We start from the raw sequence: 12,405 nt of genomic DNA, 5'->3' as shown, positions 1-12,405 counted from the left end.
GGTCGTTGTCGTTGTTTAACTTATGCTTGACTCGTTACTCAGGGTCAAGACGACCCCACCGCGACCGCCGCGCTGCTTGAGCACCGTCACCCGCCGGCCGTCAGCGATCCGCTCTACTTGCAGGCGCAGTGGCGCAGGCGAGGGACTACGGCAGGCCGCCGGATCACGAAACAAAAAAGCCAGTGCGCCGCCGGTCTCAGCAGCCAACTGGAGCCGGCGCAGCCGCGTAGGATTCCAAGGCCCGCCACCCCACAGCAGCACCGCCGCACAGGCGCCGGAGCCTAATCCCTGCTCGGCGGCCCAGGCGGACCGCGTACCGGCGTTGATGACCACCACCTGTTCGAGCACCAGACCATGGGCGGCCAGGGCCGGTGCGAAGGGTAGCCAGGGCGGGTCAACCAGCAGCAGCCAGCGCGGTTCGGTACTGAGCCGCGCCAGGGTCGGCAGGACCAGCCCGAGTCCGTCGCCCATCCGTGCACTGAGCAGCTCGCTCAAACTACCGGGCGGCCAACCACCCCAGACCAGTTCCCGATCCAGTGCCGCACACCCGGTCGGCACTCCCGCCGGGACCTGCTCCGGCGCCACCCGGCCGCGCCACAGGTCGGGGTGCCGATCGAGGATTTGTTGGATGGACATGGCGGCAAGATGCTGTGTGAAAAAAACCTGAAACAAGCGCTCAGTCGTCGACCTGCAGCGGCGCGGCCAACCCCAGGCGCAGCACGCCCACGGCAATGCCCTCAATGACCAGTTCCTGCTCCCGCAGGTCCACCACGATGGGCGGAAACTCCGGATTCTCCGCCAGGAGTTGCACGCGATGTTCCCAGCGGGCATGGCGGCGCAGTCGCTTGACCGTCACCTCATCAGCAAGCCGCGCGACGACGATCTGACCATTCTGCGCCTCCGCAGAGGCATGCACGGCGAGCAAGTCGCCGTCGAGGATACCCACGTCGCGCATACTGCTGCCGCGCACCCGCAGCAAGTAGTCCGCCCGCGGACGGAACAGATCGGGGCTGATCCGATGACGGTCCTCAACATGCTCCGCGGCCAGAATCGGACTGCCGGCGGCCACCCTCCCGATCACCGGCAGGTCCGCTCCCGCACCGAACCCACCCGCCGCACCGGGCCGCGTATCCGCATTCGCGTCCCCCCCGATCGCCCCATCCGCAATCAGTCGAATGCCCCGCGAGCGCCCGCGCGTGAGTTCGATGACACCATGCCGGGCCAGGGCGCGCAGGTGGTCCTCCGCGGCATTGACGGAGCGGAACCCCAGGATGCGGGCGATTTCGGCCCGGGTCGGCGGCACGCCGGTCACGCGGATATGACGCTGGATCAGATCCAGTATCTGGCGCTGGCGATCGGTGAGTTGGTCGATCACTGTGCTTGGCCTCCGATGGCGCGGTCGACCCGATAGGAACAACTCATGTTTGCCATTGCCGGATCTCGCGACTTTTTGCAACATACTGTCGGGCTGGATAATCGCGCTTATCCGCCGGCAGAACGATCGCACTTTTGATGCCTTCGCGAAATGCTGCCAAGCCACCCGCCAAACCGCTTTCGCTTAGCCGCATGATCGCCGTAGCACTGACTTCAATGCGATACGCTTCATCGAAGCTGATCAGATTCTGATCGTAAGCGCGGTGGTGCAGCGCGCACAAAGCGACACCGTTGCGCGTTTCGTCCGTACTTGAATCTGCCGCTACCGGAATGATATGGGCGGCTTCAACTAACCTTAGCTGTACACCGCAAAAAGCACAGGTTGCTGCGTAAGCGGTTACAACACGACGGCGGAAATCATACTCACGATATTTTTTTCTAATAGTGGCGATGACCTCGCGCCGTTCGAAACTGGCGATCCTGGTCTCAACGTCACGCTCATTCAACGTATCGATCGTATTCAACATCCCTAAAGCTTCGTCATCAGCCGTAAAACCGTGAAGCGTTGCCAGATTCATACAATATTCGACCAGGAATTCCGGACGGAAACAGATCGCGATTTCACCATTTGCTCGATCATATGCGGAGAATGCCCGGTTGTGCGCATTGAGCAATGATGCCTCCTTGACTTGAATGGAGGGAGAAGCCGATGCTTGGCCGGCATGTCGACGCATGTCGAACCCGACGAAGACACCGTAACCCTCATGCCAACCAAGTAATAAGGTTATCTCTCCCCTTTCAGCTTGCGGGACCGTACCCGTAAGCTGCACCCGAAATTCGTCAACGGGACGGTTCCTGCCGCCTGGTGTACAGTTCCAGATATAGATGCGAAAACTGATAAAATGGGCGTCTTCGCACCTGAATATGCGCAAACCGAACGGGTGTGATCGATGAACGACAAGCGCCTGCCAACCACTGGCATCGACCCCTAAAAGGACTCGCTTCAACAGATCTTGCTTGCGCAGTGGTCCGCTCATTTCTTGTTTGGAAAAAGCGACATCTGAAGGTTTTCCTTCTCCACTGCGCGTGTCACCCGCTTGCTGACTTTCACCGGCAGATCCTTGTCCATAAAGCGAAATTTACTGCCCCGCAGGTATTCTTCGGAGAGTTCGGTCGCCAGCCACCGGCGCGCCAATTTCTCGGCAACGAATCCGGTGGTATTGGAGCCGGCGAAGATGTCGTATACCAAGGCGCCCTCATCGGTTAAAAATTTGATAAAGAATTCGGCGAACTGCGGCGGAAAGCGCGCCGGATGGACCTTAACGCCATATTCACGGCACAGCTGCTGGTAGCGGCCGTTACTGTCGGTATTGGCCAATTCAAGTAGGTTCGGGGGGATCGCGCCGCCATTGTCACGCGAAAACTTCTCCGAGATGTCGTGTCCGCTCGGCCGCAGCTTCGCCTTGTAGCCGTTTTTCAACAGACTTTGCATACTGTCGCTGTAAGGCCGCAACACTTGCCGGTTATCGGCTTTGGGATTCGGTGTCTTGGACAACCACCAGACAACATTCACCGAATCCTTGACCCGCACACGACGTACATTGACCCACTCGGCCGGTGCCGGCAGACGCGCCGGATTGTAGTGGTAAAACTCCTGTGCCAGATAAAATCCAGTCTCCTTGACCAGCCGCACCAGCAACTCGAACTGGTAAATGGAGCGTACGGGGAACCCCGGTTTGTAGGCCCCGCCCAGATCGAGAACAAAGGAACCATCATCCTTGAGAATCCGGTACAGATGCGGGGCGAAGGACATGAACCAGTCGCAGTATTTGTCTTCTTCCTCATTGCCGTACTCTTTCTTGCGTTTGAGCGCAAAGGGCGGCGAGGTGAGGATCAGGTCTACGGACGCATCACACAGAAAAGGCAAAAACTCCAGGGTATCGCACAGAAAGGCTTCTCCCAAAGCACTGGTGTAGTAGGGATGATATGGTGAAGTCCGTTTGAGATACATGGAGTTGCTCCGAGATTCCCAGGGCGGGACCGGCTTGATGTCAGGCGATTGCTGTCAAATCGTGAGACGGTCTGCGATAGCTGTATTTTTATCCAGATCCAGGCATTTTGCAAGCGCGAAGCCACGCGGGGATCGTGCTTGGGACTTGGCACGCGGTGACGGACGCCTTATCTTCCCGACACGATGAACGATACCAAACGCCGCCGGATCTTCGAGCGCCTGCGCGCCGCCAACCCGGCACCAACCACCGAACTGGTGTATCAAAGCCCCTTTGAACTGCTGATCGCCGTCATCCTCTCCGCCCAAGCGACCGACAAGGCGGTCAACCAGGCCACCGCCCGGCTCTTCCCAGTGGCCAACACACCCCAGGCGATCCTCAACCTGGGCGAGGAGGGACTGAAATCCCATATCCGCACCATCGGCCTCTTCAACAGCAAGGCACGCAATATCATCAAGACCTGCGAGCACTTGTTGGCTGCCCACGGCGGCGCTGTGCCCCGCACCCGCGAGTTGCTGGAAGCACTACCCGGCGTGGGCCGCAAGACCGCCAACGTGGTGCTCAATACCGCCTTCGGTGAGCCGACGATGGCGGTCGATACCCACATCTTTCGCGTCGGTAACCGCACCCGGATCGCCCCGGGGGCCACGCCGCTGGCGGTGGAGCACAAGCTCCTGCGCCACACCCCCCGCGAGTTCCTCCAGAACGCCCACCACTGGCTGATTCTGCACGGTCGTTACTGCTGCGTGGCACGCACCCCCAAGTGTCCCACCTGCCCCATCGCCGACCTGTGCGAGTTTCCGGACAAGACCCCGGCGCCGCAAGGAGAAAACGGTTCGCACATGAACGCAAGTGAATCTGCATAAACGAGGCCCATCGTGTTTTCATCAGACCGCCAGACCCATCGTCGCGCTTTCGTCGATGCCTGGGCCAAGGCCCGATCGGGTCAGCCCCTCGATCCGGTGGAGGCGCAGATCGTCCAGATCGTCCGCATGCACCCGCAGTACCAGAACGCGCTCACCGACCCGGAGCGCGTTCTCCAACGGCACTTCGTGCCCACGTCGGGGGATGAGAATCCGTTCCTGCACATGGGCCTGCACATCGTTATCCTGGAGCAATTGAGCATCGACCGGCCAGTCGGCATCCGCCACCTGCATCAGACGCTGATCGCCGTCACCGGGGATCCACATACCGCCGAGCACCGTATGATGGACTGTCTGGCCGCTGGACTCTGGCGCGTCCAGCAGGACCGCAAGCCGTTCGACGACGAGGATTATTTTACTTGCATCCAGCACGCGGCCGCAGGTCGGTGAGCACATGACCGAGGCCGCCGGGACGGACACTCCCCACCGGGAGTACGCCGGGGCCGCGCTGGCTCCGGCGATCAAGGCGTGGGGTCTGGAACTCGGGTTCCAGCAGATCGGTATTGCCGACACGCACCTGAGCCTCGCCGAGGAGCGTCTGCACGACTGGCTCGCGGCCGACCGCCACGGCACCATGGACTATATGGCTCGCCATGGCACGCGGCGCTCGCGCCCGGCGGAACTGGTCCCTGGAACCCGCAGCGTGATCGCGGCGCGCATGGACTACCTGCCGGAGCCCTGCCCGGACATCGAGCGGGCCCTGACGGATCCGGCACGCGCCTTCATCGCCCGTTATGCCCTGGGACGTGACTACCACAAGCTGCTGCGCCGGCGCTTGCAGCGGCTGGCCGAGCGCATCAGCGCGGAAATCGGCCCGTTCGGCTACCGGGTCTTCACGGATTCGGCCCCGGTCATGGAAAAGCCCCTGGCTGAACGCGCCGGTCTCGGCTGGATCGGCAAACACACCACTCTGATCAACCGGCGCGCCGGGTCCTGGTTCTTCCTGGGTGAGATCTATACGGACCTCGACCTGCCTCACGACGGCCCGGCCCGCGCGCATTGCGGCCGCTGCACGGCGTGCCTGGAGGTGTGCCCGACCCGTGCCATCGTCGCGCCCTTTGAACTCGACGCCCGCCGCTGTATCGCCTATCTCACGATCGAGCATCACGGCAGCATCCCCCTGCCATTGCGCCCACTGATCGGCAACCGCATCTTCGGGTGTGACGATTGTCAACTCGTGTGTCCCTGGAACCGCTTCGCACGACGCACCGCGCAGCCCGATTTCCTGCCGCGCAACGGACTCGATCAGGCAACCCTGGTGCAGCTTTTCAGTTGGGACGAAGCCACCTTCATGGCCCGGACGCAGGGATCGGCGATCCGCCGTCTCGGCCACGAACGCTGGCTGCGCAACCTCGCCGTCGCGCTCGGCAACGCGCCCGGATCGCCCGCAGTGCGCGCCGCGCTGGCGGCGCGCGCGGACCATCCCAGTGCGTTGGTTCGCGACCATGTCCGCTGGTCCTTGATGCGCCATCGCGACCCTGGGCCGACCCCGACACGGATCCCGGGCACGGATCCGCAACACAGCACAATGATGGCTCCGGGCCAGGATTGAGCTACACTCATGACTCCGCGTTTCGGCGATTCAGTCACCATGCCCTATTTTGTCTACAAGATCACACCGCCGCTCGAGCTGACACACATCGTTACGCTGGAGCAGTACCAGGAAGCGCGCGCGCAGGTGCGCGCATTGCGGCAAACAGGCGAGTCCGGCGTCGAGTACCGGATGATCTTTGCCAACCAAGCGGGCGAGGCGGAAAAACTCCTCGCAACGCCCCGTGACGAGCGTGTCATCGGCGAGGACTGAGCGCGTTAGCGCTCGTTATACGCCAAGCCGGCAGTCTGTCGGCGCAGGACGGCCACGGTGTAAACATCCAAACGCCAGTCAAGATGTCCAATAACACCATCACTCGATCAGGGAACCGGCGGCAGTACGACGCCGTCATGGACCAATGCCGGGACACCGTCTTGGTGTTCTTCGATACGCAGTTGGCCGATCTGTTCCAAAATGCGGGGGCCGCCCTGCTGGACTTCGCGGAGCGCGCGGAGAGCAATGCGGTCCAAAGCCGGTTCTTCGAGGCCATGGGCCAGTTGACGCGCCGCCGCAGCGACATTGAGCACATCTTCCGTCAGGAGATCAATCTCGGGTTCGACGTGCTGGGGAAATCGAAACCACAATCCTCCGAAGCGTCCGAATCAGGCGAGGGATTCGGGGTGGAACTTTCGCTCGTCGAACCCGACGAGATGGAAGAGTCGGTCGCGGCCGAGAACCTGGTCTTACGTGCGAATGCCAATTATTTCCCGGAACTCTACGCGCTGAGCCAACGCCTCGGCGCGGTCATCGGCGGGCGCAAACTCAAGGATTTCGAGATTCCCGCGGGACCTCACCATGTGGTGCAATGCTTCCGCCGCGCCCTGGAGGGGCTGGATGTGGAGGTACGCGTCAAGATCATCCTCTACGCCCTGTTCGATAAATTCGTGCTGAAAAAAGCGCGCGCGACCTACGTCGAATATAACGCAATCCTGATCGCCGCCGGCATCCTCCCGAACCTCAAACCGGTGCACATCCGCAATGCCGCGGGCAGGGACGCGGCGGAGCATGGCGACGGGGGAAAACCCGAGTCCGAATCCGAGAAGACCGCGGGTGCCGATCAGGTGGAGCCCCAGGCCTTGGGGGCCGAATTATTCGACTCGATCCTCGATCTGATGTCGACCAGACGCGGCGGCCGACGCGGCGGCCGACCGGGCGGGTCCATGGGCGCTCCATCCCCCGCGGAAACACAGGCGCAGACACGCGAACTGCTGAGTGCGATCAGCAGCCTACAGGCCAGCAGCGCCGTTGAGCAGGGGTCGACCGTGACGACCGACATGGCCGCGTTCCCGAACGTCGAGATCGATTCGAGCTTCATCAACCGGGTCAAGGAGGCACTCAGCCTCGAACGCGAGAAGGTCTTGAACTCCGTCGACCGCAACAAGCTCTCGCCCATGGATGCGGACCTGATCGACCTGATCGGCATGCTGTTCGAGTACATGCTCAACGACCCGGTACTGCCAAACGTCGCCAAGGCTCTGCTGAGCCATCTGCACACCCCCTACCTCAAGGTCGCGTTGATCGACCGTCGGCTCCTCGTCGACAGCCGGCACCCGGCCCGTCGCTTGCTGGATCAAATGGTCGAGGCCGGCAGCCAGTGGGTGGAGGAAGGCAACCCGAGCCGCGGCATGTTCCCCGCCTTGCAGCAGATCGTTGATCGGGTGCTGCAGGAATTCTCCGATGACGTCGGCCTGTTCGATGACCTCCTGCACTTCTTCGACGAGAAGATGCGCGACCAACAGCGGCGGAGCGACACCATGGAGCAACGCACCCAGGAGGCGGTCCGCGGGCGCGAGAAATTGACCTTGGCGAAGCAGCGCGCCGCCCGCGAGATCCAGGGTCTGTTCGGACTCTATCCGGTGCCGCAGCCGGTCGCCGGGTTCCTCTCCAAAACCTGGATGGATCATCTGGTGTTCATCCTGCTGCGCGACGAGGAGCAGGAGCGCGGCCCCACCTGGAAGCACGCCGTCGCGGTCGCCGAACAGTTGGTCGCATTGTTCGATCCACGCACCTCGCCTGAGATGCGCCGCGCACGCATCGAGACGATTCCCAAACTGCGCGAAACAATCGTCAATACGGCCGCGCGCGTCGGCGGCTTCAATACCGCCGCTATCGACGCCTTGATCGCCCTGCTGGACGCCCCCCAGAACTGGCCGTCACAAACCCTGGAGCGGCCGGAGATCCCCTTGCCGGGCATGCCCGGCCAGTCGGGCGACTCCACCTCGCCTCCCACCCTGGAGAGCAGCATCAGCGACGACGAGGATCTCTCTGAACCCGAGCGCCAGATGGTGGAGCGCCTGCGCCGCATGCGCTTCGGCACCTGGTTCGAGTTCAGCGGCGACCCGGGAACACCGGTCCGGCGCATCAAGTTGTCTTGGATGAGCCCCTTGACCGCCACCTGCATGTTCGTGGACAGATCCGGGATGCAAGCGGAAATCAAGAGCCTGCGCGATCTGGCGCAGGAGATCCTGGCCGGTCGGGCACGCGTCATCCCGCGCCCGAAACACCCGTTCATCGACCGGGCGCTGGTGTCGATCCGCAAGATGCTGCAAGGCAGCGATGTCGGTACACCAACAGCGGCCGCGGCGGTTCCACCGGCAAGCTAGCCTGAACCATCCGGCGTTGATTCCCCGTCGCAAAGCTCCATTTCAGGCCAAGTGAGAGCATTGTGCTCTACTTAGGTATCCGGGAGATGTTGCGATGACGACTGATGTATTGAATGTGCCGCTGGATGGCGAAGGCTTCTTGGTGAACCGGGACGACTGGAGCGAAGCGATCGCGGTGCAATTGGCCCGCGGCGATGATTTCGAGATGACCGGACAGGTCATGGAGTTCATCAACAAGGCCCGCGCCATGTATGACGAGGACGGCGTGGTCCCACCGATCCGCATCTTTGCGAAAAAGCAGGGTGTGAGCACCAAGGATCTCTACGATATCTTCAAGAAAGGGCCGATGAAGCTGATCTGTAAGTGGGGCGGCCTGCCCAAACCCACGGGTTGCGTCTGAGCCCATCACAGTCTCCACACCGCGCTGACCCGTCGTCGATCAGGCCTCGCCCATGAGCATCTCTCCACAATTCGCATGGGCCGTCGGCCTTAGCCTGTACACCATGGCCGTCCTGTTCCTCACCTTGATCCCCTACCGGGCCATGGTCGCGCGCGGGATGGAGCCGATCCGCGCAGTTTACTATAACCGCAAAATCGTCCATATGATGGCCGGCGGCGTGGGCTCACTGATGGTGCCGCTGGTCTTCACCGACCCCTGGTATCCCTTGATTGCCGGCCTTCTGCTGACCCTGTTCACCTATCTGGCGCACCGCACCGGTTTGCGCTTGTACTGGTTCCAGACCCCGGAGAATACCAACGACGTCAAGTTTGCGCTCATGTGGGCGGCCTCGGTATCGGCGCTGTGGTGGCTGCTCGGTGACCCCTGGCTGGCGGTCTTGCCGGCGCTGTACATGGCGTTCGGTGACGGCGTGACCGGCATCGCCCGCAATGCACTGATCCGACGCCGCTCCAAGGACCCGGTCGGCAACGTCTTCATGCTGATCGTCTGCGTACCGATGGGCTGGATCATCGGTGGGAATGCGGACCCCGCAATCCCCGAATGGGGGGTGATCTCGGCCATCGTCGCGACCATCGTGGAGCGCTACGAGTTCGGCCCCATCGACGATAACGTGCTGATCACGCTCAGTGCCAGCGCGGTACTGCTCTTGGGCACCCTGATCGGACCGCTCGCCTGACCTTTGGTATATCTCACGCACATCCCCACGTTCGGATAATGGCGCCGCAGCGCATCGCGCCGCAAGCGGCCGTAAGACCCCAGGTTACAGCAGGAGAGCAACCATGTCAGAGAAAGCACAAATTTCCAATATCTCGGCACATGCACATTACGCGGCGAGTTTCGAGGCGGAATCCGAGGATGAGGTTTACGACCTGAAGAAAGAGGGCTTGGTGCGCTCACTGCTCACCGAGATCGGAGAGAATCCGGAGCGGGAGGGTCTGCGCCGCACCCCCTTACGGGTCGCGAAGGCCCTGGATTTTCTGACCAGCGGTTACGACCTCTCGGCCGAGGAGATCATTAAGAAGGCGCTCTTTGCCGAAGACGTCAAGGAGATGGTGGTGGTGCGTGATATCGAGTTCTACTCCATGTGCGAGCACCACATGCTGCCCTTCTTTGGCCATGCCCACGTCGGGTACCTGCCCAACGGCCGCGTGGTCGGACTATCGAAGGTCGCGCGGGTGGTGGACTGCTTCGCACGCCGGCTCCAGGTGCAGGAGCGACTGACCAATCAGGTGGCGGACGCGCTGATGGCGCACCTGGGGGCGCACGGGGTGGCGGTCGTGATGGAAGCGAGCCACACCTGCATGATGATGCGCGGCGTACAAAAGCAGCGCAGCACGACGGTCTCCAGCGCTATGCGCGGGACCTTTGAGACCGACCCAGCGACCCGCTCGGAGTTCATGTCCTTCATCAAGACCTGATCCCATCAAGACCTGATCCCATCAAGACCTGATCCCATCAAGACCTGATCCCATCAGGACCTGATCCGGCGCGACCCGGCGCAGCCTGAGTAGAAGCGGCTTCCAGCCGCTGCGAGACGCATTAGAATGCACCCTTCCGACTCGCCGCCCTGGACTCCGCCCGCTTGTGAATCCCCTAAAGCAACTCGCCTCCCAGACCGCCGTTTACGGCATGAGCAGCGTGCTGGGACGCTTTCTCAACTATCTGCTGGTCCCGCTCTTCACCTACACCTTCGCGCCGGCGGAGTATGGTGTCGTGGCGGAATTCTACGCCTACATGGGGTTTCTGGCGGTCCTGCTGGTCTTCGGCCTGGAGACCGGCTATTTCCGCTTCCGCTCGGGCGGCGAACGCCCGGCGCCGGTGGTCTTCGCCACCGTGCTGCGCGTCCTGGTGCTGGCCAACCTCGCCTTCTTCATCCTGGCCTTCGCGTTTCGGCAACCGGTCGCCGACCTGCTGCGTCACCCCGCACATCCGGAATACATCTGGTGGTGCGCCGCCATCCTCGCCTTGGACTCCATCGGCGCGGCGGCCTTCGCCCGGCTCCGGGCCGAGAACCGGGCGGGCCGTTTCGCCGTGGTGAAGCTGATCGAGATCGCCATCAACATCGGTCTCAACCTCTTCTTCATCCTCGGCTGCCGCGCGGCCTTTGACGCGGACCCGCAGTCCTTCCTCGGCCGGCTCTGGGACCCGGCCATCGGGATCGGCTATGTCTTCATCGCCAACCTGGCGGCGAGCGCAATCAAGCTCCTGATGCTGGCGCCCCAGTTCAACGGCGGGCTGCGTGGATTCGATCGGCCGCTCTTCGCCCGGCTGATCCGCTACTCACTGCCGATGGTGGTCATCGGCATGGCCGGGATCGTGAATGAGATGCTGGACCGGGCAGCGCTCAAGTACCTCCTGCCCTACGACGATGCGACCAACATGGCGCAGCTCGGCATCTACAGCGCCTGCTACAAACTGTCGATCCTAATGACCTTGTTCATTCAGGCGTTTCGCTATGCCGGTGAACCCTTCTTCTTCGCCTACGCCAAGCGGGCCGACGCCGGACGCGTCTACGCCATCGTGCTCAATTGGTTCGTGATTTTTTGCGTGTTCATCTTTCTCCTGGTCACCCTCTTCCTCGATGTCTTTCAGTACTTCGTCGGGGCGGCCTACCGCGAGGGGCTCTCGGTGGTTCCGGTCCTGCTGCTGGCCAACTTACTGCTCGGCATCTATGTGAACCTGTCGATCTGGTACAAACTGACCGACCGCACCCTGATGGGCGCCTGGGTGTCGCTCCTGGGTGCCGCAATTACCGTCATCATGCTGATCACCCTGATCCCGACCTGGGGCTATGCCGGTGCCGCTTGGGCACATCTGGCCTGCTACAGCGCGATGGTGGTGGTCTCCTATGTCCTGGGTCGACGCTACTACCCCGTGCCCTATGACCTCAAGCGGGTATTCGGCTATCTGGCCCTGGGCCTGGCGCTGTTCGGAGCGAGTAGGCTGCTGGTGGGCGTAGTCGGCTGGCAAGCCCCGCTGGTCGGAGGCGGACTGCTCGTGCTGTTTTTGGTGCTGGTGTTCTTCGCGGATGGGCGGGCTTTGGTTCGTCGGCGCTGAGCAAGCGACGGCCTTGGTCATCAACCCGGCCACTTCGCTGTCGGCGAGGCTGCTGGTCCGCGTAGCGGACCCTACGGATCCCGGCATTGCCGTCGAGCCGGTTGTGCGCACCAATCTTTAAAGAAATGATGGCTCATGAGGCCAAGTGTGTGAGCCTTTATTAATTTAGAATGATAGACGATAATGAAATACCGCACAGCACATAATTATCTTTTTGGACTGATATGCTCATTTTTTCCGTCATCGAGTTAATGGACGAACAGAAATGCTATGATTTCTTGGTTAATATACTTCATCCGACTGGTCTAGGGTGCCCTGTTTGTCAATGCCCAGTTGAAGATTCGAAAATTCACAGAAGAGATCGCGCGCCAGTTCTATACTACAAATG

General features: G+C 61.7%; 13 protein-coding genes. 9 read left to right on the top strand and 4 right to left on the bottom strand.

What is annotated here, in order from left to right; translation table 11 throughout:
- Positions 1 to 15 precede the first annotated feature (15 nt).
- The 4 genes from imuA to A39O_RS35120 are packed head-to-tail and all read right to left on the bottom strand — an operon-like array spanning position 16 to position 3,385.
- Positions 16 to 636: a translesion DNA synthesis-associated protein ImuA gene (gene imuA, locus A39O_RS35130; protein ID WP_020507462.1), complete on the bottom strand. Its 621-nt coding sequence runs from the start codon at positions 634 to 636 to the stop codon at positions 16 to 18.
- A 40-nt stretch (positions 637 to 676) separates the two neighbouring features.
- Positions 677 to 1,372, bottom strand: coding sequence for a transcriptional repressor LexA (gene lexA / locus A39O_RS0125340; RefSeq protein ID WP_040528775.1), 696 nt, complete (start codon positions 1,370 to 1,372; stop codon positions 677 to 679).
- A 46-nt stretch (positions 1,373 to 1,418) separates the two neighbouring features.
- Positions 1,419 to 2,411, bottom strand: coding sequence for an HNH endonuclease (locus tag A39O_RS39280; protein ID WP_040528763.1), 993 nt, complete (start codon positions 2,409 to 2,411; stop codon positions 1,419 to 1,421).
- Positions 2,408 to 3,385: a DNA-methyltransferase gene (locus tag A39O_RS35120; protein WP_051088883.1), complete on the bottom strand. Its 978-nt coding sequence runs from the start codon at positions 3,383 to 3,385 to the stop codon at positions 2,408 to 2,410. Before A39O_RS35120 ends, A39O_RS39280 begins: the two co-directional genes overlap by 4 nt.
- Before the next feature lie 183 nt (positions 3,386 to 3,568).
- On the opposite strand from A39O_RS35120, the gene nth reads away from it, so the two are divergent.
- The 9 genes from nth to A39O_RS0125285 all read left to right on the top strand — a co-directional run bounded on the left by nth (position 3,569) and on the right by A39O_RS0125285 (position 12,017).
- The gene (gene nth / locus A39O_RS0125325) at positions 3,569 to 4,249 is read left to right on the top strand and encodes an endonuclease III (RefSeq protein WP_020507459.1); all 681 of its coding nucleotides are present in this window, start codon (positions 3,569 to 3,571) and stop codon (positions 4,247 to 4,249) included.
- 12 nt (positions 4,250 to 4,261) lie between these two features.
- A complete protein-coding gene (locus tag A39O_RS0125320) occupies positions 4,262 to 4,696 on the top strand; it encodes a DUF1841 family protein (protein ID WP_020507458.1) in 435 nt (144 codons plus the stop codon).
- Positions 4,697 to 4,700: 4 nt separating this feature from the next.
- Positions 4,701 to 5,858: a tRNA epoxyqueuosine(34) reductase QueG gene (gene queG / locus A39O_RS0125315; protein WP_020507457.1), complete on the top strand. Its 1,158-nt coding sequence runs from the start codon at positions 4,701 to 4,703 to the stop codon at positions 5,856 to 5,858.
- A gap of 39 nt (positions 5,859 to 5,897) precedes the next feature.
- Positions 5,898 to 6,110, top strand: a complete 213-nt coding sequence (locus tag A39O_RS0125310; RefSeq protein ID WP_026199734.1) for a hypothetical protein — start codon at positions 5,898 to 5,900, stop codon at positions 6,108 to 6,110.
- Between the two features lie 83 nt (positions 6,111 to 6,193).
- Positions 6,194 to 8,500 carry a DUF1631 domain-containing protein gene (locus tag A39O_RS35115; protein WP_083924883.1) on the top strand — a complete coding sequence of 769 codons (2,307 nt, stop codon included), beginning with the start codon at positions 6,194 to 6,196 and terminating at the stop codon, positions 8,498 to 8,500.
- A gap of 94 nt (positions 8,501 to 8,594) precedes the next feature.
- Positions 8,595 to 8,900 carry a TusE/DsrC/DsvC family sulfur relay protein gene (locus tag A39O_RS0125300; RefSeq protein ID WP_020507454.1) on the top strand — a complete coding sequence of 102 codons (306 nt, stop codon included), beginning with the start codon at positions 8,595 to 8,597 and terminating at the stop codon, positions 8,898 to 8,900.
- 52 nt (positions 8,901 to 8,952) lie between these two features.
- A complete protein-coding gene (locus tag A39O_RS0125295) occupies positions 8,953 to 9,636 on the top strand; it encodes a hypothetical protein (RefSeq protein WP_026199733.1) in 684 nt (227 codons plus the stop codon).
- Between the two features lie 103 nt (positions 9,637 to 9,739).
- On the top strand, positions 9,740 to 10,378 hold the full coding sequence (folE, locus tag A39O_RS0125290) for a GTP cyclohydrolase I FolE (protein ID WP_020507452.1): 639 nt from the start codon (positions 9,740 to 9,742) through the stop codon (positions 10,376 to 10,378).
- 166 nt (positions 10,379 to 10,544) lie between these two features.
- A complete protein-coding gene (locus A39O_RS0125285) occupies positions 10,545 to 12,017 on the top strand; it encodes a lipopolysaccharide biosynthesis protein (RefSeq protein WP_026199732.1) in 1,473 nt (490 codons plus the stop codon).
- Positions 12,018 to 12,405: the final 388 nt, after the last annotated feature.

The organism is Lamprocystis purpurea DSM 4197 (assembly GCF_000379525.1).
Classification (GTDB): domain Bacteria; phylum Pseudomonadota; class Gammaproteobacteria; order Chromatiales; family Chromatiaceae; genus Thiodictyon; species Thiodictyon purpureum.
This window is presented reverse-complemented; position numbering and strand designations above follow the sequence as displayed.